Consider the following 23,659-nt stretch of genomic DNA (forward strand, 5'->3'; position numbering starts at 1 on the left):
GGCGCCGTCTCTGCACTTGAGGCATACATTTTGAAATCTGAATCGGATCAGTCAGTCATGCAGGTAATAAAGCCAGGTGATGGCCCGGGAACGCTCTATATAGTAGCGACTCCTATCGGCAATCTTGAGGATCTCTCCCCTCGCGCCGGAAAAATTCTCTCAAGCGTGGCGGTTATTGCAGCAGAAGATACTCGCCATAGCGGGCGACTGCTTCAGCATCTGGGTATCAGTAAGCCGTTGATTGCATTGCATGATCACAATGAACGGGGCAGAGTTCAAGGCATAGTGGATCGGTTATTGGCGGGTGCGGATGTAGCGTTGATTTCAGATGCTGGCACGCCACTGATCTCCGACCCGGGCTATGTGTTGGTTCGGGATGTGAGGGCTGAAGGCATACGCGTGAGCCCAATCCTGGGCCATGTGCGCTGGTTGCAGCGCTAAGCGCGGCGGGGCTGCCAACAGATCGATTTTTATTCGTTGGTTTTTTGCCAGCAAAGCGTACCGGCAGGCGTACAGCTTTGGATGAGCTTCGTAAGGAGGTTGCGACCCTGGTGTTCTATGAGTCGCCCCATCGGATATTGAACACCGTAGCGGATATTGCAGATGTCATGGGGGCGCAGCGAGAGATTGTGCTCGGCCGGGAAATCACCAAAACCTTTGAAACCTTTTACTCCGGTGGGGCGGCGGATGTGCATACCGCACTTACAGAAGATCCCCATGGCAGCCGTGGTGAGTTTGTTGTTGTGGTCCGGGGCGCTGAAAAATCTGAAAGTGGCTTAATGGCGGGCGCGCTAGATGTAGACCACTTGTTGAACCTTCTGATGGCTGAACTGCCACTGAAGAAAGCGGCAAAAATGGCCTCTGAGCTGACAGGGCTTGGTAAAAACGAGCTGTATCAGCGCGCTCTTGATCTCAAGGACAGTTGAGTCTGTGCTTTCTCTTGCATGGTGCGTGACGCAGGAGTATTGTCTCGCCCGAGCTCGCCAGACAGTCGCCGCCGGTTTTACCGGGGGAGGAAAGTCCGGGCTCCGCAGGGCAAGGTGCCAGGTAACTCCTGGGCGGCGTGAGCCGACGGAAAGTGCAACAGAAAGTAGACCGCCTAAGTGCTCGTGACTCGTTCGCGAACGCCGGTAAGGGTGAAACGGTGCGGTAAGAGCGCACCGCGTGGCTGGCAACAGTTCACGGCGATGGTAAACCCCACCTGGAGCAAGACCAAATAGGAGTCCTATGGCGTGGCCCGCGCTGGACTCGGGTAGGTTGCTTGAGGCCTGTGGTGACGCAGGCCCTAGATGAATGACTGTCCACGACAGAACCCGGCTTATCGGCGAGCTCACTTTTTCCTCTCTTTATGGGGCGTGTTTCTTCTCACAGCACGCCCCTTATAGCCAAAAAATCTTAAACCTCACTTGTCTCCTTCAGACATTTTTGCAGGTGTTTGATTTTCCTTCTTTTCTTTTTCGTAATGTCACCTTTTTCTCACGTCTCTGGCTGTAACTTGTTGTCATAAAAGGAACTTTTCCAAGAGGGCCGCTGTTTGCGGCGCTTGCATTGTGAATTGCGTGTTTCTATAGTGTGCACAAGTGGTAAAAAGTGGTTTCTAGTGGTTATTTGTGGTTTTCGGGTCTCCAGAGACAGACTAAATGAGCAATTTTCTCGGCAGTCATGCCATCAATATGGATGCGAAGGGTCGCCTGGCGATCCCTACCAAGGTGCGCGAAGGCCTCGCGCAAGCCTGTGGTGGCCGCATTGTATTGACAGCGAATGCCGATGAAGAGCGGTGTCTGTTGGTTTACCCGGAGCCCGAGTGGGAAATGCTTCGCCCTAAAATTGAAGCGCTTCCCAACATGAATAAGGCCGCGCGACGCCTGCAGCGTTTGCTGCTTGGTAACGCTGCACCCATGGAAATGGACTCTGCCGGGCGCATTCTGGTGCCGCCCACGCTGCGCAGTTACGCCCACCTTGAGAAAAAACTGATGCTCATCGGGCAGGGCAATAAGCTGGAGTTGTGGAGTGAGGAGCGCTGGTTTACATGGCTTGATGAATCTTCCTGTGATGAAGATATGCCGCCTGAGATGGAGGCGCTTTCCCTATGACCTCTGATCGCAAGCCTGAGGCCGGAGCGGAATTCTCTCATCGCTCAGTACTCCTGGATTCGGCGGTCGACTATATGGTCAGCGACCCCGATGGCAAATATGTAGATGCAACGTTCGGCCGCGGAGGTCATAGCCAGCTTATTCTTGGGCGCCTGGGCGCATCTGGTCAGCTGCTGGGTATCGACAAAGACCCTGAGGCTATCAGTGCGGCCGAAGAGCTTGCGGCACATGACTCCCGCTTTGGGTACTTCCATGGCTCGTTTGCTGAGCTCGGCCGAGCGGTATCTGAAGCCGGCTGGGAGCAGGTTGATGGCGTTTTGATGGATCTCGGTGTGTCTTCGCCGCAGCTGGATGATGCCTCGCGAGGCTTCAGCTTTATGCGTGAGGGGCCACTCGATATGCGAATGAACCCGTTGCAGTCGCCTAGCGCGGCTGAATGGCTCGCCAGTGCCGAAGAGCGCGAAATCGCTGATGTAATTTTCCGCTACGGCGAAGAGCGGTTTTCCCGTCGTATTGCCCGCCTGGTTGTCGAGCGTCGCCAGGAGGCGCCAATTGAGACCACGCTCCAGCTTGCTGAGCTGGTAAGCACTGCGATACCAAAAAAAGAGAAACATAAGCACCCGGCAACTCGCACCTTTCAGGCGGTTCGCATTTTTATAAATCGCGAGCTGGAGGATCTGGAAATTGGGCTGCAGGCTGCAGTAGATCGGCTTGCGCCTGGCGGTCGACTGGTTGTTATCAGCTTCCATTCGCTGGAAGACAGGCTGGTGAAGCGTTTTATGCGAGATCTTGCTCGTGGCCCCAGGCTGCCTAAAGGCATACCGGTGACAGCAGAGCAGGAGGCTTCGGACTTTCGGTTGATAGGCAAGGCCAACAAGGCGGGCGCCGGTGAAGTGAGTGAGAACGTTCGTGCCCGCAGCGCGGTTATGCGAGTTCTTGAGCGTATTGATCCTAATCAAAAAAACCCAGGGAGCGCGTAGTTATGGGCGCGGTAGCCATAGAGCCGGAAGTAAAACCGGCGAAGCTGAATAAAGAAAAGGTTCGTGAGGGCGTTGTTGCAGCTGTGCGGATTTCGCGCCGGGTATTTGATGCCACGCGTCAGAAGAGAGTTCTGGTGTCGCTGGCTCTTGCCGTGCTGCTTGTCGGTTCGTCTATTGGCGTTGTTGTCAGTGCCCATGAGAACCGCACGCTGTTCAATACGCTGTCCCAGCTTCAGGGGGAGCGTGACAGCTTTCAAGCAGAGTGGAGTCAATTGCTTTTGGAGCAAAGCGCCATGGGTGGTCACGGTCGGGTAGAGAAACTTGCGGTCGAACGTTTCAGCATGGTGGTTCCTGGGCGGCAGGATATTGTTCTGGTCCCCCTGATGTCGCCGTTGGCGGCCCGGTAATTCATAGTGACAGCAACCTGCAGGGTGAACTGATTGTCCAAACAGGAAACAGCAAGAACATTGAGCCAGAAAATAGCGGCAGGCTTGAAGGCCTGGCGCTTTGGTTCTGTGCTGGGCGTGTTCCTGGTGGTTGTGTTGGCGCTTGGTTGGCGTCTGGTTGATCTGCAGGTTATCGATAATGATTTTCTGCGTCAGCAGGGTGACGTACGCACCATTCGTGTGGAGTCAATTGATGCCCACCGTGGCGTAATTACTGACCGTTACGGTGAGCCGCTGGCAGTGAGCACTCCTGTGCAGACACTCTGGGCAAACCCTTCAGAGACGGATCCTGGTGAGCCCCGCCTGGCGAATCTTGCGAGAGTGCTGGACATCAGTGAGGCAAGGCTGCGCGAGCGGCTTGAAACCTATGCTGGGCGCGAATTCATTTATCTGCGCCGAAAAGTCCAGCCCGGGCTGGCTGCAAAGGCCATGGAACTGGATATTCCTGGCGTGTATACCCGCCAGGAATATCGTCGTTATTACCCGGCAGGCGAAGTAACCGCACACGTTGTCGGGTTTACCAATGTTGATGAGCGCGGTCAGGAAGGCCTGGAGTTGGCTTACAACGACTGGCTATCTGGAGAGTCTGGACGCAAACGCGTGCTGAAAGACAATCGCGGGCGCGTTATTAAAGACCTTACACTCATCCGAGATGCAAACCCGGGACACGGCCTTGAGCTTAGCATTGATTTACGCCTGCAGTATTTAGCCTATCGCGAGTTGAAAGCCGTTGTTAGCGCCCACGATGCTCATGGCGGAACCCTTGTTATGCTGGACGTTGAAACCGGCGAAGTGCTGGCCATGGTTAATCAGGGGTCTTATAACCCTAATGATCGCAGCCAGCTTGCTCCTGGAAATCTTCGCAACAAGGCCATCACGGATCTGTTTGAGCCAGGCTCAACCATGAAACCGATCTCGATGGCTGCAGCGCTTGAATCCGGGAAGTACTCCCTGAACGCAACAATTGATACTTCGCCCGGTTATCGGCGTTTTGGCCGGTTTACGATTCGCGATTACCGGAACTACGGCGTCCTTAGCCTCACCGACATTATTGTGAAGTCTAGCAACGTGGGTATCAGCAAGATTGCCAGCGAGTTGGGTGGCGCCACTATTCGCAACCTGTATGCACGGCTCGGACTTGGTCAGCCCACGGGTGTTGGCTTCCCAGGTGAGGCCGTAGGTGTGCTGCCAGCGCGACCTAAATGGCGTCCCTCAGAAGAGGCTACGCTCGCATACGGTTACGGAATGAGTGTGAATGCGCTTCAGTTGGCCCAAGCCTATATGGTCATTGCTAATGGCGGTATACGGTATCCGTTAAGCCTGATGAAGCTGAACGAAAAGCCCGTTGGCGAGAGGGTGCTTTCCGAGAAAGTAACCAGCCAGGTGCGCACCATGCTGGGAGAGGTGGTTTCCCGGGGTTCTGGCAAACGAGCACAGCCGGGTTTTTACAGCGCCGGAGGCAAAACGGGAACGGTTCACCTTGTGGGCGCCAAAGGCTATGAAGACAGCGAGTATAAGTCGATTTTTGCTGGGATGGCGCCAATCGATAACCCGAGAATAGTCACAGTTGTGGCCGTGGATGCGCCGCAGTCTGGGGAGTATTACGGAGGGGAAGTGGCTGCGCCTGTGTTTTCCCGTGTGATGAGCGATGCGCTTCGCCTGTTGAATGTGAAACCTGAGCTGGATGTTGACACTGCTGGTCTGCGAGCGGGAAAAACAGGGGAGCGGGGGTAAGCCTATGAGTATTACATCTCTCAGTACCCTGTTGCAGGGCATCGTATCCGTACCGTCAGTTTTTGACGTGACGATCCATGGCCTACAAACCGACAGTCGTGAGATCAGCTCTGGTGATGCCTTTGTTGCTTTGGCCGGCGCCACTACGCCGGCTGATCAGTACGTGGAAAGCGCCGTAGCAGCAGGTGCAACTGTTGCGCTTCTGGAGTCTGAAACCGAGCAGGAGTGCTGGGAGCATCACGGTGCACTCGTTGTGCCTGTTGTAGGGCTGCGGCAACTGCTGGGCAAGATCGCTGCGCGTTTTTATGAACACCCATCCCGCAGGCTCCGATTGATCGGGGTGACTGGAACCAATGGCAAAACCTCTGTTAGCCACTACATAGCCCAGCTTCTAAGCCTTACGGGAACACCTTGCGGCGTGCTGGGAACATTAGGTTATGGTATGCCGGGAGCCATGCAGGAGGCCTCTCACACCACGCCCGATGTGGTTCAGGCTAACCGGGTGTTATCGAGAATTCTTGCCAAGGGTGCTCGTGCCGCTGCCATGGAAGTATCCTCCCATGGCCTGGACCAAGGGCGTGTGGATGGATTGAACATAACCGGGGCTGTTTTCACCAATCTGACCCGGGATCACCTGGACTATCACGGTTCAATGGAGGCCTATGGGGCCGCCAAGGCACGTCTGTTCGAGCGTGAAGACGTGCACTTCTCAGTCATCAACTTTGACGACCCATTCGGCCGGCAGCTTTACGAAACCCTTGACGGCAAATGCGACCGCATTCGGTACAGCCTGCATGAGCCCCAAACAGAGTTGTGGCTGAAAGAATTCCAGCCCACGGATGGCGGCTTTGATGCCGTGATTGATGGTGAGTGGGGCGCTTTTGAACTTTCCGTGCCCCTTATGGGAAGTTTTAACGCCAGCAACGTGCTGGCTGCAGTGGCAACGGTTATGACACTCGGAGCCACGGAAGAGCAAGTTCAGCAGGCAGCAAAGCAATTGATCCCGCCTCCGGGCCGGCTTGAGCGTTTCTGTAGTGCGGATGGTGTTCGTACCGTTGTGGACTATGCCCACACGCCAGACGCTCTGGCTAATGCATTGGCTGCATTGCGCCCGCATGTAACGGGCCGATTGATTTGTGTGTTTGGCTGTGGCGGTGACCGCGACAGTGGCAAGCGCCCGGAAATGGCGAAGGAAGCTGAAAAGAGCGCGGATGTCATCGTCGTTACGGATGACAATCCCCGTACAGAGTCCCCTGAGGCGATTGTGCAGGATGTTCTGGCGGGCTTCTCCAGCCAAGACTCCGCAACGGTTGTTCATGATCGGGCCGAAGCAATCCGTTTTGCTATCAGCATGGCAACATCGGAAGACCTGGTGCTTATTGCGGGCAAGGGCCACGAGGCATGGCAGGAGATTGCGGGCAAAAAGTTACCGTTTAGCGATGCCGCCCACGTTCGTCAGATGCTGAAGCTTGAGGGAGGTGCAGCATGATCGGCACATTCTCACTGGCCCAAGCTGTGCAATTTACCGGAGCCGTCTGTGTGGCTCCAGAACTGGACGCCGTCCAATATGCGGGTGTGTCCACGGATACGCGCGCTTTGAGGTCGGGCGATTTGTTTGTTGCTCTGCGTGGCGAACATTTTGATGGCCACAGGTTTTTGCGCGCCGCGCAGGAGCTTGGAGCTTGTGCTGCGGTCGTTGATACGTTTGATCGCACTCTCGATATCCCTCAGTTGGTGGTGGCCGATACCGTTGAAGCGCTGGCGGGCCTGGCAGCAGGTAATCGCAACCAAAGTGATGCGAAGTTGATCGCGATAACCGGTAGCAGTGGCAAGACCACGGTTAAAGAATTAGCCGCCGCTATTTTGGTTCGTGTGGGCAACACCTTAGCGACCGAGGGCAACCTGAATAATCACATTGGTGTTCCGTTAACGCTGTTTGGCCTGGAGCCAACGCACCGGTACGGCGTTATAGAACTTGGCGCCAGTGGGATTGGCGAAATTGCCCACACAGTCGCCATTACCAAGCCCCAGGTTGTGATTCTCACGAACGCGGGAGAAGCGCATCTTGAAGGCTTTGGCAGCTACGAAAACATTGTGCAGGCCAAGGGTGAAATCATTGAGGGTGTAGCCGAGGGCGGTCTAGTGGTATTGAACCGGGACGATCCCGCGTTTGATCAATGGATGGGCCGTGCTGGTGACCGCCGGGTTGTGAGCGTAAGTCGTTGTGACCACCCAGCCGCTGACTACAGAGCTGTGATAGAACAATCGCACGGTCAAAGTTCAGAAATTGTGGTAACCGGACCTGACGGCTGGTCTTGTGCAATCACACTGCTACTGGAAGGCGATCACAACGTAACTAACACCCTGCTTGCTATTGCGGCAACCCGGGAGCTGGGCGCGACCGATATTGCTATCACCGACGGGCTGGCGTGCATGGAGTCAATTCCGGGGCGCTTGCAGGAGATCAACCTGCCAGGGGATCTGTCGGTTATTGATGACAGCTACAATGCCAATCCCGCCTCCATGAAAGCGGCACTCAGAGTTCTGGTAAAACGTGAGGGTAAGCGCATTGCCGTCTTTGGCGTCATGGGTGAGCTTGGGCCAACTGCCTATGAGCTGCACCGTGAAGTCGGAGTCCTTGCCGCTGACCTTAGAATTGATCGCCTTCTGACTGTGGGAGCTGGCTGCGAAGGCTATGCCGACGGTTTTGGTGAAACAACTGAGATGTATCAAACACACGAAGAGGCCGCCGAGGCCATCGTTCGCACCAATGAACCGCCGATGACCGTGCTGGTGAAAGGGTCCAGAAGCTCTGCCATGGATCTCGTGGTGGAAGAGATAAAAAATAAGGTGAATAGTTCATGCTTCTCTGGTTAACAGGGGTTTTATCAGAATATTTTTCAGCACTGACGGTGTTTCAGTATCTAACCCTGCGTGGGATTTTGGGCATACTCACGGCTTTGTTGATTTCGCTATTTATTGGCCCTGTGATGATCCGAAAGCTGGGCCAGTACCAGATTGGCCAAGCCGTCCGGGACGATGGACCTCAGACGCACCTCAGCAAAGCGGGCACCCCCACAATGGGCGGTGCGTTGATTCTGGTGGCAATAGGCATCAGTACCTTGTTGTGGGCAGATCTGACCAACCGCTACATCTGGGTGACCATACTGGTGACCCTGTTGTTTGGTGCGATTGGGTGGGTCGATGACTATCGCAAGGTGGTTGAGCGGAACCCTCGCGGGTTGCCTGGGCGTTGGAAATATTTCTGGCAATCGCTGATCGGTGCCGCCGCGGCCATCGTGCTGTATTTCAGTTCGGCATTGCCTCAGGAAACCTCCCTGTATTTGCCCTTTGTGAAAAACGTGTCACTGACCCTCGGGCCGGTACTTTTCATTCTGCTGACTTATTTTGTGATTGTCGGCAGCAGCAACGCGGTCAACTTAACTGACGGCCTGGATGGCCTGGCAATCATGCCAACGGTTATGGTCGCTGGTGCTTTGGGCATCTTCGCTTATGTATCTGGCAACGTTCAGTTTGCAAACTACTTGCTGATTCCGCATTTACCCGGCACCGGTGAACTCATTGTTTTCTGCGGCGCACTCGTAGGTGCCGGGCTCGGCTTCCTGTGGTTTAACACTTATCCCGCACAGGTCTTCATGGGCGACGTGGGTGCCTTGGCCCTGGGTGCGGCGCTGGGTGTAGTGGCGGTGATTGTGCGCCAGGAGATCATCCTTTTCATCATGGGCGGCGTGTTCGTGATGGAAACCGTCTCGGTAATTCTGCAGGTAGCCTCCTTCCGGCTGACCGGGCGCCGGATTTTTCGGATGGCACCACTACATCACCATTTTGAACTTAAAGGCTGGCCCGAACCGCGCGTGATTGTGCGCTTCTGGGTTATCACCGTGGTTCTTGTTCTGATTGGCTTGGCCAGTCTGAAGATACGATAGGAAATCGGACGAATTATGAGTGTCATCACATCAGATCGTCGCACATTGGTAGTGGGGCTCGGTAAAACCGGGCTCTCCTGCGTGCGCTATCTGTTTGCGCAGGGTCGGGAAATCGCGGTGGCTGACAGCCGCGAAACGCCGCCGTGCCTGGATGATCTGCGTGCCGAGTGGCCGGATATACCTGTTTATCTGGGGCGGTTTGACTCAGAGCTATTTGCTGGTTTTAACGAATTGATCGTAAGCCCAGGTATCAGTATTGCCGAGCCTGCTATTGCCCACGCCGCTGAACAGGGTGCGCGCATCCGTGGCGATATCGATGTGTTTGCTGAAGCTGCCGATGCGCCTGTCGTGGCCATAACTGGCTCCAACGGCAAGACCACCGTCACAACACTGGTGGGTGATATGGCTCGTGCAGCTGGCCGCCGGGTGGAAATTGGCGGAAACATAGGAACCCCTGCGCTGGATTTGCTGGGCCGAGGCGCCGAACTGTATGTGCTTGAGCTCTCCAGCTTTCAACTGGAAACCACTGCACAGCTGAATGCCCTGGCGGCTACGGTACTGAACGTCAGTGACGACCACCTGGATCGATATCCAGACAAAATGGCTTATTTTCAGGCCAAACAGCGAATTTTTCGTGGTTGTCAGAACGCCATTGTGAATCTGGACGACGCGCTGAGTACCCCCATGGCGCGGGATAATCTGCGGTTCATCTGCTTTGGGTTCAACCGCGTCAATCCAGATACCTTTAGTACCCGGGAAGATGACCAAGGCCTTTGGCTAACGCTCGGGTTTGATAGCATTCTGAACGCCAACGAGCTGAAGCTGGTGGGTTGGCACAATCTCAGCAATGTGATGGCAGCGCTGGCATTGGGGCGCGCCGCTGGGCTGCCAATGGACGCAATGCTGAGCGCTGCTCGTGAATTCAGCGGGCTGCCGCACCGATGTGAATTCGTACGCAGGCTTGGCGATGTTGACTACATTAACGATTCCAAAGGCACCAATGTTGGAGCGACCGTTGCAGCCATAAATAGCCTGGTGCCCGAAGGTGACCAAAAAATCGTACTGATTGCTGGCGGCGAAGGTAAGGGTGCAGAGTTTTCTGAGCTAGCGGCGCCGATCACAACCTGTTGTCGTGCCGTGGTGCTGATTGGCCGTGATGCAGACCGTATTGCAGATGTTGTAAGTGCTGATACCCCGGTCTATCGAGTCTCAACCCTGGCCGATGCGGTGACCAAGTCTGCAGAGCTGGCCCTGAGGGGAGATCGAGTTCTGTTTTCCCCTGCTTGCGCAAGCTTCGATATGTTCCGGGACTATATGGATCGTGGTGACCAATTCCGTGCCCAGGTTCAGTCTATTGGGGAGGTGTCGTGATGCAGGCAGGACTGTCAGTACCCGCGCGGACTCAGTGGATGGGCGAAATTCAGCCTTTGGCGGTTCTGATTATCAGCTCGATAGCGCTGCTGATAATCGGCGTTGTGATGATTTCTTCAGCCTCTATGGATATGGCAGTAGAGACCATGGGCAATGGTTATCACTATGTGATTCGCCAGCTCATGTTCGCCACCATGGGGTGCATGCTTGCGCTGGTGTCGGTCAATGTGCCTATGGCCTGGTGGGAGCGCAGCGGCTGGTTGCTGCTTGGTATTGGCCTGCTGTCGCTGATTCTGGTGCTTACGCCCCTGGGCCGTACGGTAAACGGATCAACCCGGTGGATTCCGTTTGGCTTGTTTAACGTGCAGGTATCAGAAGTCGCGAAATTGTGTCTGATCGCTTACCTGGCGGGATACGTGGTGCGTCGTCGTGACGAGTTGCTAAACACCTGGCCGGGCTTTCTGAAGCCTTTGGTGGTTCTGGGTGTGGCGTCTGCACTGTTGGTGATTCAGCCCGACTTTGGGGCCACGGTGGTTCTTGTTTCAGCCGCCGCGGGGATGATCTTCTTGAGTGGCGTGCGCCTCAGCCGGTTTGTACCACTGATTGCAACCCTGGTGGGGCTCGGAGTGGTGCTGATCCTGACTCAGCCGTATCGCCTGAAGCGGGTAGTTAGCTACCTCGACCCCTGGAAAGATCAGTTTGACAGCGGCTATCAGCTAACTCAGTCCTTAATTGCATTCGGGCGTGGCGAATGGGCCGGTGTTGGCTTGGGTAATTCGATACAGAAATTGTTTTTTCTGCCCGAGGCTCACACAGACTTCATTTTCGCGATTATTGCTGAAGAGTTCGGGCTGTTGGGCTCTTTGATTGTGCTGGCACTATTTACCGCCCTGGTTGTTGCCGGCTTTGTGATTGCCCGTCGGGCAGAGAAGGCCGGCATGCCATTTGGTGCTTGTTTTGCCTACGGCATCACTCTGCTGATTGGCCTGCAAGCAGGTATCAATATGGCGGTCGCCACCGGGCTGCTGCCCACTAAAGGTCTGACCTTACCCTTGGTGAGTTACGGCGGCTCCAGCCTGATGATCAGCTGTGTTTGTATCGGCATTCTGGCTCGGATTGAAATGGAGCGAATAGACAAGGAAAAACAGGGCACCGAAAAGACTGGCCCTCGCAAACGGGGAGGGGCGCGCTATGACTGAGCCCCGTCGTTTTTTGATGATGGCCGGCGGCACCGGAGGCCATGTGTTTCCAGCGCTTGCCACTGCGCGGGCACTTGAAGCCAAAGGGCACGAGGTGCACTGGCTGGGCGCCAGCGGAGGCATGGAGGAGCGGTTGATTGGTGATACGGGTATTCCGTTGTCGCTGATCCATATCTCGGGGCTCCGGGGTAAGGGCAAGCTGGCGTTGGTCATGGCGCCGTTCCGCTTAATGCGCGCGTTAGGCGAGGCCTTCACGATCATGCGCCGTATTCGCCCAGATTGCGTGGTAGGCATGGGCGGGTTTGTAACTGGCCCTGGCGGCTTGGCTGCATGGCTCACAAAAACGCCGCTGGTGATTCATGAGCAGAACGCTATAGCCGGAATGACTAATCGCATTCTGGTGCGATTTTCGAAGGCGGTGTTAGAAGCATTCCCGGGAAGCTTCGGTTCGAATGTGATTACCCGGTGTACGGGCAATCCAGTACGTGAAGACTTGGCAAACCTGCCAGAACCGGAACAAAGGATGGCTGGGCGCAATAGCGGCCAGAACGAACAGAAACAAGCGCTACGTATTCTGGTGGTGGGTGGCAGCTTGGGGGCTCAGGTGTTTAATCAACAGTTGCCAGAGGCCTTGGTCATGTTGTCCGAACAAGAGCGTCCGCAGGTTCGTCACCAGTGTGGCGAGAAGCATGTGGAAGCGGCGCGGGCCTCTTATGAGCAGCATGGAATAAAGGCCGATGTTGAGCCGTTTATTAAAGATATGGCGGAAGCTTATAGCTGGGCCGACATTGTGTTGTGTCGCGCCGGAGCCCTAACGGTTTCCGAACTTTGTGCTGCGGGTATCGGCGCAGTGCTCGTGCCATTCCCCCATGCGGTGGATGACCATCAAACGAAAAATGGCGAGCAAATGGTAAGCGCAAAAGCGGCCGTGCTTATACCACAGTCACGGCTGACACCGACTGTGCTGGCAGAAACCCTGGGCGACCTTGCCAGGGATCGCGCCCGAGTCATGGATATGGCTATCGCTGCACGTACTTTGGCTCGCCCCGATGCAACGGAGCGAGTTGTGAATTATTGCCTGGAGGCCGCTAATGGCTGATATAACCAATCCGCCGCTTGCATTTCAAGTACCGGAAATGCGCCGGATTCGCCACATTCACTTTGTGGGCATCGGTGGCGCTGGCATGAGCGGCATTGCCGAGGTGCTGAAAAACCAAGGCTACGACGTATCTGGCTCAGACCTGAAAGAGGGTGTGGTCACCGATCGTCTCAAGGCCATGGATATTGAAATTCATATCGGTCATCGGGAAGAAAACAGCGCCAAAGCCGACGTGGTGGTGGTGTCTTCTGCTGTGGCGTCCGATAACCCGGAAATGGTGTCAGCTCGTAGCCGGAGAGTGCCCATTGTGCCCCGGGCAGAAATGTTGGCTGAGATCATGCGTTATCGCCACGGCATTGCTGTAGCCGGAACTCATGGTAAGACGACCACCACAAGCTTGATTGCTTCCGTGTTGGGTGAGGCGGGGCTTGATCCTACGTTTGTGATCGGCGGCAAGCTGAACAGTGCCGGTACCAATGCCAAGCTGGGTGGATCCCGTTATCTGGTCGCTGAAGCGGATGAGAGCGATGCCTCGTTCTTGCACCTGACGCCGACGATCTCGGTAGTGACCAATATCGAAGCCGATCACATGGACACCTATGACGGCGATGTAGAAAAGCTCAAACAGACGTTTGTGGACTTTCTCCATAACCTGCCATTTTACGGCCTGGCTGTGATGTGTGTGGACGATGATTACGTGAATGAAATCATTCCTCGAATTTCCCGCGCAATTATCACCTATGGCATCCGTAATCCGGATGCGGATTATCGTGCCGAAAATATAGTGACAGACGGGCTCAGAACCCATTTTGTGGTTAAACGGCCCGGCGGGCGAAGCGACCTCACCGTAGAGCTGAAAATGCCTGGGCGCCACAACGTGCTGAACGCGCTTGCGGTGATTGCCGTAGCGACGGACGAAGGTGTCGCAGACGAAGCCATTTGTCGGGGGCTGGCGGTTTTTGCGGGTGTTGGTCGTCGTTTTCAGGTCTACGGAGATTACCAGACGCCTAAAGGCACCGTCACGTTGGTGGATGACTATGGCCACCACCCCACCGAAGTGGAGGCGGTCATTCGTGCTGCCCATGACGCTTGGCCGGGGCGCCGTCTGGTGATGTTGTATCAGCCCCACAGGTTCAGTCGAACCCGTGATTTGTATGAAGATTTTGTACGGGTGTTGTCGGAGGTCGATGGCCTGTTGCTGATGGATGTCTACTCCGCTGGAGAAGCCGCGATTCCAGGTGCAGACGGTCGTGCTTTGTGCCGCAGCATAAGGCAGCGGGGCAAAGTAGAGCCCTTGTTTGTGGAAGATAATCGTGAAATCGAGAACTTGCTGTCCAGTGTTTTGCAGGACGGCGATCTTTTGATTACCCAGGGTGCTGGGGACATTGGTGGTATAGCGATCCGATTAGCGGCGCAAGGAGTCATTTCAGGTGAGTGATATGCAGCATCCCGAGATACCAGCGTATCAGGCTGAACCAGATGTGGTTCAGGCGTTGGGGCGCGTGGCTGTGTTTATGGGAGGGGACTCAGCAGAGCGCGACGTTTCTCTCAACAGCGGCAAGGCGGTTCTTGCGGCACTGATCTCCGCAGGCGTGGATGCCTTTGCTATGGATGTTCAGGGCTGTCTCTTGAAGACCGTAGAGAGGCCAGAGTTTGATCGGGTTTTTATAGCGTTACACGGTCGCGGTGGTGAGGACGGAACGCTGCAAGCCATCCTGTCCCAAGCGGGTATTCCCTATACCGGTAGCGAAGTCATGGCTTCGGCGCTGGCAATGGACAAGTTGCGTACGAAATACGTGTTTGCTGGCTGTGGTTTGCCAACACCGAAATTCCGAACCATGACGGCTGCCAGTGATGCTGAACAGATCGTTCAAGAGCTGCGATCGCCACTGAGTGTTAAGCCTTCCCGGGAAGGTTCCAGCATCGGAATTCGTAAAGTAACGACCGCCGCTGAACTGGTTGAAGCCTACGAGGCGGCAGCAGCGCTGGATAGCCTGGTTTTGGTAGAAGAGTGGATAGAGGGGCCGGAGTTTACAGTCAGTCTGTTGCAGGACAGTGCGTTGCCGGCCATAGGCTTGAGCACAGATCATGTGTTCTACGACTACGACGCCAAATACCTGGCGGATGATACCCGTTACCGAATCCCCTGCGGCTTGGCGCCTCAGGATGAAGTCAGGTTACAGAACTTGGCGCTGGAAGCTTTCCGGGTAGTGGGCTGCCGCACCTGGGGCCGGGTAGACATCATGCAAGATGCTAACGGCGAGTTTTGGTTGCTGGAAGTGAATACCGTGCCGGGGATGACCGACCACAGCTTGGTGCCTATGTCGGCAAAGGCCGCCGGAATGAGCTTTGAAGAATTGGTTGTGCGGATTCTTCAAGACACCTTGGAGGGGGCCGATGCTTGAAACACTTCTAATCCGGAGTCGGGCGATACCGTCCGACCCTCCCCGCGCCGGGGAGCAACAACCCTTGGGCCGGAGCAGGACCGGTTTGGCGTGTTTAGAGCTGTGCTTGCCGCTGTGCCTTGGCTTCAGGCAGGTATGGGCATCGCAATCTTGCTGGTTGCAGGCTTGGTGCCCTGGGCAACTGGAAAAGTGCTGGGCGCCATGGATCAGCAAATTCTGGCCATTGACGTAAACGGTGATTTCATCGGCGACAGTCGCATTGCCATTGAGCGGCAGGCAGGAAACTGGATCGGAAAAAGCTATTTCTCTACGGATCTTTCGGACATAAAGGCTGATCTCGAGAAACGTCCGTGGGTTGAGACGGTAGCAGTGCGGCGAGTATGGCCTGATCGCTTGGAGATCAACATTCGGGAGAAAAAGCCCCTCGCGTACTGGAACGACGGTCGTTTAGTCAGCCGCACGGGCGAGCTGTTCATGCCGTCCAACCCTGAGATTGCAGGCCGCTTGCCGCAACTTGCGGGTCCAGATGCGCGAGTACGTGATGTGATCAGTATGGCCCGCACCATGAGTGACAAATTAGTGGGGCACGGTTTGGGGTTTTCGGGGCTTTCACTGGAACGTCGAGGGGCTTGGACTCTTCGCCTCTCGAACGGAATTGAAGTGGTGCTCGGCCGAGATCAGGTCGCGAAACGCTTTGAGCGTTTTATAACGGTTTATGAAAACCGGCTTATATCACGGTCGGACGAAGTTAGCCGGGTAGATGCCCGCTACACGAATGGTGTAGCGGTTCAGTGGAAGCCAGCACAAACGGCTTCCGGCCCGAAAACATAGAAACAGTAAATTCAGACCTACGGTTTGGTGGAATACATGTCATCGGTTGAAACGGAAAACATGATTGTCGGTCTCGATATCGGAACCTCGAAGGTGGTTGCGATCGTCGGCAAACGCAAAATGGACGGAACCATTGAGGTGGTGGGTATTGGCTCCCACCCATCTCGGGGACTGAAGCGGGGCGTGGTGGTGAACATTGAAACCACGGTTCAGGCGATCCAGCGCGCGGTTGAGGAAGCCGAGTTGATGGCAGGTTGCCGCATTCACTCCGTGTATGCGGGGATTGCCGGTAGCCATATTAAGAGCCTCAACTCTCATGGCATTGTCGCCATCCGCGATCGGGAAGTGACCCAGGCTGATATCGACCGAGTGATTGATGCCGCACAGGCGGTCGCCATTCCTGCAGATCAGAAAATTCTGCACATATTGCCGCAGGAATTTGTGATCGATAATCAGGAGGGGATCAAGGAGCCCATGGGTATGTCCGGTGTGCGCCTGGAGGCGAAGGTGCACCTGGTGACCTGTGCGGTCAACGCAGCTCAAAACATTGAGAAGTGCATTCGCCGCTGCGGTCTTGAGGCCGACGACATCATCTTGGAACAGTTGGCTTCCAGCCATGCAATCCTCACCGAGGATGAAAAGGAACTGGGTGTCTGCGTTGTGGATATGGGGGGTGGTACCACGGATATCGCTGTGTTTACGGGCGGTGCCATTCGCCACACGGCGGTAATCCCCATTGCCGGCGACCAGGTTACTAACGACATTGCTATGGCGCTGCGTACACCCACGCAGAACGCCGAAGAGATCAAAATAAAATACGCCTGTGCGTTGACACAACTGGCCGGCGCCGATGAAACCATCAAGGTGCCCAGTGTGGGGGATCGCGCACCTCGTGACCTTTCACGCCAGGCTCTGGCAGAGGTTGTTGAGCCGCGCTACGAGGAGTTGTTTACGCTTGTTCAGTCAGAGCTTAGGCGGTCAGGTTTCGAAGATCTGGTTCCGGCTGGCATCGTGATTACAGGCGGAGCTTCAACCATGGAAGGTGTGGTGGAGCTGGCTGAAGAAATCTTCCACATGCCGGTACGGCTGGCGTGTCCGCACGCAGTTTCCGGTATGACAGAAGTTGTTAATAACCCGATCTACGCCACAGGCGTCGGGTTATTGATTCATGGTTTCCGGCAAATGGATCTTGGCCGGACACCGGTGCTCAAGGGTGAAGATGCACCCTCGCTGTTTGAGCGCATGAAGGCTTGGTTTACCGGTCAGTTCTGACGGTTCCGGGCAAGTAGTAAACGAAGGTGTCTCGAAAATACAATCTCGAATAAACAGCCTGGAACAAGGCTGAAACAGCACGAAGGAGAAGGGGAATGTTTGAACTTGTCGATAATGTCCAACAAAACGCTGTCATTAAGGTAGTTGGTGTAGGCGGCGGCGGCGGTAACGCTGTGCGCCACATGCTAAACAGTGACATTGAGGGTGTGGAGTTCATCTGCGCCAACACAGATGCCCAGGCACTGGCTGATATGGATGCGCGTCAGATCATCCAGCTGGGCGGTAACATCACGAAAGGTCTGGGCGCAGGGGCGAATCCGGAAATCGGACGTCAATCTGCCCTGGAAGATCGCGATCGTATTGCCGAAGCTATCAAAGGCGCAGACATGGTGTTTATTACCGCTGGTATGGGCGGTGGTACTGGCACCGGCGCTGCACCAGTGGTCGCAGAGGTTGCGCGGGAAATGGGTATTCTTACCGTTGCCGTGGTTACCAAGCCGTTCAATTTTGAAGGCGGCAAGCGTATGAGCTTGGCCGAACAAGGGCTTAGGGAGCTGGAAGAATGCGTTGATTCGCTGATCACCATCCCTAACGAAAAGTTGCTCGCTGTGTTGGGTAAAAAGACCAGCCTGTTGGACGCATTTGCTGCTGCGAATGATGTTCTGCTCGGCGCGGTTCAGGGTATTGCTGACCTGATTACTCGCAACGGCATGATTAACGTCGACTTTGCCGACGTGAAGACGGTGATGTCTGAAATGGGTATGGCAATGATGGGTACGGCACGCGCCACTGGTGAAAACCGTGCGCGGGAAGCTGCCGAAGCCGCAATTCGTAGCCCGTTGCTGGAAGACGTCAACTTGCAGGGTGCCAAGGGTATTCTGGTCAATATCACTGCCGGTATGGACTTGAACCTGGGCGAATTCTCCGAGGTTGGCGACATTGTGCGTGAGTTTGCATCCGACTCCGCTACGGTCGTAGTAGGTACCGTTATCGATCCGGAAATGACTGAAGAACTGAAGGTGACCGTTGTTGCCACAGGTCTTGGCGGGGATCGCGAGAAGCCAACCAAAGTAGTGGATAACACCCGCACTCTGGATGGCAAAACAGATTACAACCAGCTGGATCGCCCTGCAATCTTGCGTCGCCGTGCGGTATCACACGGTAATGTTGCGATTGATCAGAGCAAAGAAAGTGAAGAGCAGGGGGTCGACTATCTCGATATTCCCGCATTCCTTCGCAGGCAGGCTGACTGATAATCTAGTGTAATTAACATCCGAAGTGGGTCGGTTTTTGTATGGATAGACCACGAAATCGGATAACGGTGCGCTGATTGCCGGTGGTGACATTGCATGAAATTCAGGCAATGTCGAGCTGTGCAAATGGTACTCAGTCGTATTTTTTGATATTCTACGGGCAGATTTTTGCCTAGAATATCGCCAATTTTTACGGAATAACGAACCGATGATCAGACAACGGACACTAAAAAACACGATCCGTGCTACTGGGATTGGGCTGCATTCGGGGGAAAAGGTTTACCTTACCCTGAAGCCGGCTCCGGTAGATTCGGGAATCATTTTCCGGCGCACAGATCTCGACCCTGCGGTCGAAATCCTGGCCTGCGCTGAAAATGTGGGTGAGACCATGCTGTCCACGACGCTGGTAAAAGACGGTGTCCGTGTGGCGACAATTGAGCATTTATTGTCAGCCATGGCTGGTCTCGGTATCGACAACTGCTTTGTTGAATTGAGCGCTGCAGAAGTGCCGATCATGGACGGCTCTGCCGGTCCGTTCGTCTTTCTGCTGCAGTCTGCCGGCATTGCCGAGCAGGAAGCTGCTAAGCGGTTCATTCGCATCAAGCGCGAAGTGACCATTGAAGAAGGCGACAAGAAGGCTACCTTCCTGCCGTTTGAAGGCTTCAAGGTGAGCTTTGGCATCGACTTTGATCACCCAGTGTTCAAGGGCCGTGCCCAGACTGCGACGGTAGATTTTTCGAGCACGTCTTTCGTGAAGGAAGTCAGTCGCGCACGAACTTTCGGGTTTATGCGTGATATTGAAAAGCTACGGGCGATGAATCTGGCGCTGGGTGGCAGTGTAGATAACGCGATTGTGGTCGACGACTACAAGATTCTTAACGAAGACGGTCTTCGTTATGAGGATGAGTTCGTCAAACACAAAGTACTGGACGCAATTGGGGATCTCTACTTATTGGGCAACAGCCTGATTGGCGAGTTTCGTGGTATCAAGTCCGGTCACGACCTGAATAATAAGTTGCTGCGCAAACTCAGGGCAGAAGAGGATGCATGGGAAGTGGTTACCTTTGATAACGAAGAAACCGCCCCTATCTCCTACATGAAACCTGTGTTGGCGGTGCCGGTTTAAGGCCGGATGCCTTAATCCCGGACGTGGCTTGCGAGTTTTTCGAGAACCTCGCGTAGTTTTTTGTCCTTCGTGTGCCCGGCTTCCTCTTTGAGGAGTCGGGCATTTTCTTCACTTAGGGGAATCTTTTTCGCTGGCGGTTTTTCATGAAACCGTGGCGGCACCACTTTCACCTTGAGCTTCCATACAAACCGGAACAGCTCATTCTCACGCAATGTTTCCATGATCTCGTGTTGCCGAAAGCGAATCTGGCTCGCTTTTCCTGCGCTTTCTGCCGACAAAGTTAGTTCGCCTTCTAAACAGCAGACAAACCGGGTACCAGGTGCCAATGCTGGAGGTAACGAGGCCATAACCTGTTCTTCTGCCATGCGGTGAGTGTTGGCTTTTGCCACCAGTTCTCTCAACACTGGGGTTCTGCCCAGGTTGTCGAAGGTCATTTTTTGTTCACTTTTTCGCTTCATAAGGCGTTTTCTTCTCGACGGCCACGATAACGATTGGTTACACTTCGGCACCTTTTGTGCGTAGTGCCAGCGCTGCTCTTGTTTTACCTTGTTGTAAATGAGTATGTCTACCGGGCGCTACGATTTATCAGTACGTAGTTGTTGCTAAGGATGGCAAACCCGCTCGGATTATTCCGGGCTGCAACACTACAGGACACGGTTGCGGCTCATCTATGAAGTCTGAAGATAATATGAATATCATTCTTGTAAGCAAGGGCCACGGAAAATCCCGTGTGTTGGCGCTGAATGGCACGACTGCCTTTTCTCTGGCCTTTGTAGGGGCTATTTTGATTGCTGCTGCAGGCTGGGCGGGGTATAGCGTGGCGATGAGCCAGGCAGATGCGCGCGAACCTTCGGACTCTGAACTCATAGCTCAATGGCGAAGCAAGCTCAGCGAGCAAAAAACTGAACTGGCCGGCGTACAGCAGAATGTACAAGATCAAGTAGATGCACTGACACTGCGTCTTGGCGAGATTCAGGGCCGTTTATTACGACTCGATGCATTGGGTCAGCGTTTTGTGGAATCTGGTCTGGTTGCCAGTGACGAATTTGATTTTAGCCAGCCGGCGGCGGTTGGTGGCCCAGAGGATTCGCTTCCTGCTGACTCTTTTTCAGCGCCCGAGCTTACCCGGATGATTGATGAGTTGGAGCGCAAAATGCTGGATCGTGAGCAGCAGTTGCGGCTTCTGGATCAGGTTTCGTCCCGTCAAAAGCTGGAGGATGAGTTGTACCTGGAAGGTCGCCCGATAACTTGGGGCTGGTTGTCCTCGCGTTACGGCTTTCGTTCGGATCCGTTTACCGGAAAGCGCACTTGGCATGCGGGCGTTGATCTTGCGGGTAAGGACGGCAGTGACATTATCTCTGTTGCGGGCGGCGTAGTAACATACGCAGGCGAGCGTCACGGTTACGGCAACCTGGTTGAGGTTGATCATGGGGATGGCCTTGTTACCCGCTACGCTCATTGCAAGACAATCAAAACCAATGTTGGTGATGTCGTACAGAAGGGGCAAGTGTTGGCGTTGATGGGAAGTACCGGTCGCTCCACGGGGCCCATGTGCACTTTGAGGTCATTCGCGGTGGCAAAACTGAGAACCCTGAAACCTACATTAAAAGGGCAAGCCGTTAGTCTTTCGGATTTTGCCTGACGTTTGCCAGCGCCCCACCTCGCCCCATTAGGTTCTTTAACTCCCGGCATTTGGTGCAGTATAGCCTCTGATCTTCGGCTATGTGAGCCCTACCTTTTGTCCTGTCACGAAATAAGGTTAGAATGCCGGCTTCCTCCGTTTAATCAAAGAAGCAGTGGTCTATGTTCTCAAAGTTTGCAACCAAGATGTTCGGCAGTAAAAATGCCAGAGAAATCAAGAGAATGCGTAAGCAGGTTTTGCGTGTTAATGAGCTTGAAGAGCAGTTTGGTAATCTGGCGGACACCGAGTTGCAGGGCAAAACGGCTGAGTTTCGTCGCCGCCTTGATGAGGGCGAGAGCTTAGATGCACTGCTGCCTGAAGCTTTTGCGACGGTTCGTGAAGCTGGGCGCCGCGTTATGGGCATGCGCCACTACGATGTACAGCTGGTTGGCGGTATTACCCTGCATGAGGGTCGGATTGCGGAGATGAAGACCGGTGAGGGTAAGACACTGGTCGCGACCGTCGCTGTTTATCTCAACGCCCTGCCAAGCAAAGGCGTACACGTTATAACTGTAAACGATTACCTGGCCAGCCGTGACGCAGAGTGGATGGGTAAGCTTTATGGTTTCCTTGGGTTGCAGGTAGGTGTGGTTGTTTCAGGCCAGCCGTCGGAAGAAAAGCGTGCGGCTTACCAGGCCGACATCACCTACGGTACAAACAACGAATTTGGATTTGATTACCTGCGGGATAATATGGCATTCAGCACCGACGACAAGGTGCAGCGTGGCCTTTACTACGCCATTGTCGACGAAGTCGACTCTATTCTTATCGATGAAGCCCGTACGCCACTGATCATTTCTGGCGCCGCAGAAGACAGCTCCAAAGCATACTTGGCCATTAATGAACTGATTCCGAGCCTGGAAAAAGGTGAGGAGAACGAAGAGGGCGAATCCTCTGGCGACTTCACTATTGATGAGAAATCCCGCCAAGTAGAGCTCACCGAGGCCGGCCACGAAAGAGTGGAAGAACTGCTGCTAAGCCGTGAACTACTGGGAGAAGGTGAGAGCCTTTATTCTGCGGCCAATCTTAGCCTGCTGCACCACGTGCACTCAGCGCTTCGTGCCCACCACCTGTTTCAAAAAGATGTGGATTACATCGTTCAGGGTGGCCAAGTTGTCATTGTTGACGAACACACAGGCCGTACCATGCCAGGCCGTCGCTGGAGTGAAGGTCTGCACCAAGCGATGGAAGCCAAAGAAGGTCTGAATATTCAGGCAGAAAGCCAGACCTTGGCTTCAACCACATTCCAGAACTACTTCCGGCTGTACAGTAAGCTTTCCGGTATGACCGGTACCGCTGATACCGAAGCCTTCGAATTCCGCCAGATATACGGCCTTGATGTGGTGGTTATACCGCCCAACAAGCCAATACAGCGCATTGATTATAACGACCTTGTTTACTTGACCCAGGATGAGAAGTTTCACGCCATCATTGATGAGATCAAAGATGTGACAGGCGAGGGCAGGCCCATTCTGGTAGGTACCGCTTCTATTGAGGCATCTGAGCTACTCTCTATGCTGCTGAAAAAAGCCCGCATTGAGCACAAGATTCTGAACGCCAAGCAGCATGAATCAGAAGCCCAAATTATTGCTCAGGCTGGCCGCCCGGGCGCTGTGACCATCGCCACCAACATGGCTGGCCGGGGTACCGATATTGTATTGGGCGGTAACTGGGAACACGAAGCAGCTGCCGTTGGCGCTGCAACCGAAGAGGAGCTTGCGCGGCTTAAAGCAGAGTGGGCCGAGCGCCATAATCAAGTGTTGGACGCCGGCGGCCTGCACATTGTAGGTACTGAGCGCCATGAGTCTCGCCGCATAGACAACCAATTGCGCGGCCGTGCCGGACGTCAGGGCGACCCGGGTTCTTCCCGCTTCTTCTTGTCCCTGGAAGATAACCTGATGCGTATCTTTGCGCCGGACAAGGTTAAGAGCCTGATGCAGGCGATGGGTATGAAGAAGGGTGAGGCTATCGAGCACCGCATGGTTACAAATGCCATCGAAAAATCCCAGCGCAAGGTCGAGGGCCGTAACTTCGACATGCGTAAAACGCTGCTCGAGTACGATGACGTAGCCAACGATCAACGTACGGTTATCTACGACCAGCGTAACGAAGTAATGTCTTCTGAGGATGTCTCCGAGATGGTAGATACCATCCGTGAGGACGTTGTTGATGTGTTAGTGAGCGAGCATATTCCGCCCCAGAGCATGCCTGAGCAGTGGGAT

Annotated in this window: 17 protein-coding genes, 1 other RNA gene and 3 pseudogenes; 20 read left to right on the plus strand and 1 reads right to left on the minus strand. The window is 54.6% G+C overall.

From position 1 onward, the window contains the following. The first annotated feature begins 57 nt into the window (after positions 1-57). The 18 genes and pseudogenes from rsmI to lpxC all read left to right on the plus strand — a co-directional run bounded on the left by rsmI (position 58) and on the right by lpxC (position 19,756). Positions 58-926 (plus strand): annotated as a pseudogene (gene rsmI / locus BCA33_RS13230) (16S rRNA (cytidine(1402)-2'-O)-methyltransferase). A 49-nt stretch (positions 927-975) separates the two neighbouring features. Next, positions 976-1,337, plus strand: an RNA gene (gene rnpB, locus BCA33_RS13235) — RNase P RNA component class A. A 303-nt stretch (positions 1,338-1,640) separates the two neighbouring features. Next, entirely contained in the window at positions 1,641-2,093 is a 453-nt protein-coding gene (gene mraZ, locus BCA33_RS13240) for a division/cell wall cluster transcriptional repressor MraZ (protein WP_071266534.1), read from the plus strand. Further along, positions 2,090-3,073, plus strand: coding sequence for a 16S rRNA (cytosine(1402)-N(4))-methyltransferase RsmH (gene rsmH / locus BCA33_RS13245; RefSeq protein ID WP_071266536.1), 984 nt, complete (start codon positions 2,090-2,092; stop codon positions 3,071-3,073). The genes mraZ and rsmH overlap by 4 nt, the downstream gene beginning before the upstream one ends. 2 nt (positions 3,074-3,075) lie before the next feature. Then, the gene (gene ftsL / locus BCA33_RS13250) at positions 3,076-3,480 is read left to right on the plus strand and encodes a cell division protein FtsL (RefSeq protein WP_071266538.1); all 405 of its coding nucleotides are present in this window, start codon (positions 3,076-3,078) and stop codon (positions 3,478-3,480) included. Positions 3,481-3,513: 33 nt separating this feature from the next. Then, a complete protein-coding gene (locus BCA33_RS13255) occupies positions 3,514-5,253 on the plus strand; it encodes a penicillin-binding protein 2 (protein WP_071266540.1) in 1,740 nt (579 codons plus the stop codon). A 4-nt stretch (positions 5,254-5,257) separates the two neighbouring features. Further along, positions 5,258-6,742, plus strand: a complete 1,485-nt coding sequence (locus tag BCA33_RS13260) for a UDP-N-acetylmuramoyl-L-alanyl-D-glutamate--2,6-diaminopimelate ligase (protein WP_071266542.1) — start codon at positions 5,258-5,260, stop codon at positions 6,740-6,742. After that, on the plus strand, positions 6,739-8,130 hold the full coding sequence (murF, locus tag BCA33_RS13265; RefSeq protein ID WP_071266544.1) for a UDP-N-acetylmuramoyl-tripeptide--D-alanyl-D-alanine ligase: 1,392 nt from the start codon (positions 6,739-6,741) through the stop codon (positions 8,128-8,130). Before BCA33_RS13260 ends, murF begins: the two co-directional genes overlap by 4 nt. Then, positions 8,115-9,200, plus strand: coding sequence for a phospho-N-acetylmuramoyl-pentapeptide-transferase (gene mraY / locus BCA33_RS13270; protein WP_071266546.1), 1,086 nt, complete (start codon positions 8,115-8,117; stop codon positions 9,198-9,200). The genes murF and mraY overlap by 16 nt, the downstream gene beginning before the upstream one ends. Positions 9,201-9,215: 15 nt before the next feature. Beyond that, entirely contained in the window at positions 9,216-10,571 is a 1,356-nt protein-coding gene (gene murD, locus BCA33_RS13275) for a UDP-N-acetylmuramoyl-L-alanine--D-glutamate ligase (RefSeq protein WP_071266548.1), read from the plus strand. Continuing rightward, the gene (gene ftsW, locus BCA33_RS13280) at positions 10,571-11,770 is read left to right on the plus strand and encodes a putative lipid II flippase FtsW (protein ID WP_071266550.1); all 1,200 of its coding nucleotides are present in this window, start codon (positions 10,571-10,573) and stop codon (positions 11,768-11,770) included. Before murD ends, ftsW begins: the two co-directional genes overlap by 1 nt. Beyond that, entirely contained in the window at positions 11,763-12,869 is a 1,107-nt protein-coding gene (gene murG / locus BCA33_RS13285; protein ID WP_071266552.1) for an undecaprenyldiphospho-muramoylpentapeptide beta-N-acetylglucosaminyltransferase, read from the plus strand. The genes ftsW and murG overlap by 8 nt, the downstream gene beginning before the upstream one ends. Then, positions 12,862-14,307, plus strand: coding sequence for a UDP-N-acetylmuramate--L-alanine ligase (gene murC / locus BCA33_RS13290; RefSeq protein ID WP_071266554.1), 1,446 nt, complete (start codon positions 12,862-12,864; stop codon positions 14,305-14,307). The genes murG and murC overlap by 8 nt, the downstream gene beginning before the upstream one ends. Before the next feature lies 1 nt (position 14,308). Beyond that, positions 14,309-15,274: a D-alanine--D-alanine ligase gene (locus BCA33_RS13295; RefSeq protein ID WP_071266556.1), complete on the plus strand. Its 966-nt coding sequence runs from the start codon at positions 14,309-14,311 to the stop codon at positions 15,272-15,274. Continuing rightward, positions 15,267-16,105, plus strand: a pseudogene (locus tag BCA33_RS13300) (cell division protein FtsQ/DivIB). The gene BCA33_RS13295 and the pseudogene BCA33_RS13300 overlap by 8 nt, the downstream one beginning before the upstream one ends. A 36-nt stretch (positions 16,106-16,141) precedes the next feature. After that, positions 16,142-17,377 (plus strand): cell division protein FtsA, encoded by a 1,236-nt coding sequence (gene ftsA / locus BCA33_RS13305; protein WP_071266558.1) that lies wholly within the window; start codon positions 16,142-16,144, stop codon positions 17,375-17,377. Between the two features lie 95 nt (positions 17,378-17,472). Then, entirely contained in the window at positions 17,473-18,630 is a 1,158-nt protein-coding gene (gene ftsZ, locus BCA33_RS13310; protein WP_071266560.1) for a cell division protein FtsZ, read from the plus strand. 208 nt (positions 18,631-18,838) lie between these two features. Beyond that, the gene (lpxC, locus tag BCA33_RS13315; protein ID WP_071266562.1) at positions 18,839-19,756 is read left to right on the plus strand and encodes a UDP-3-O-acyl-N-acetylglucosamine deacetylase; all 918 of its coding nucleotides are present in this window, start codon (positions 18,839-18,841) and stop codon (positions 19,754-19,756) included. 11 nt (positions 19,757-19,767) lie between these two features. Here the strand turns inward: lpxC and BCA33_RS13320 are convergent, their stop codons facing one another. Then, positions 19,768-20,214 (minus strand): DciA family protein, encoded by a 447-nt coding sequence (locus BCA33_RS13320; RefSeq protein WP_071266564.1) that lies wholly within the window; start codon positions 20,212-20,214, stop codon positions 19,768-19,770. 212 nt (positions 20,215-20,426) lie between these two features. On the opposite strand from BCA33_RS13320, the pseudogene BCA33_RS13325 reads away from it, so the two are divergent. Further along, a pseudogene (locus tag BCA33_RS13325) lies at positions 20,427-21,379 on the plus strand (M23 family metallopeptidase). Positions 21,380-21,559: 180 nt separating this feature from the next. Then, positions 21,560-23,659 (plus strand): preprotein translocase subunit SecA (secA, locus tag BCA33_RS13330; RefSeq protein WP_071266566.1); only part of this gene is annotated, 2,100 nt, incomplete at its 3' end.

The sequence above is a fragment of the Marinobacter sp. AC-23 genome, assembly GCF_001858325.1.
Classification (GTDB): domain Bacteria; phylum Pseudomonadota; class Gammaproteobacteria; order Pseudomonadales; family Oleiphilaceae; genus Marinobacter.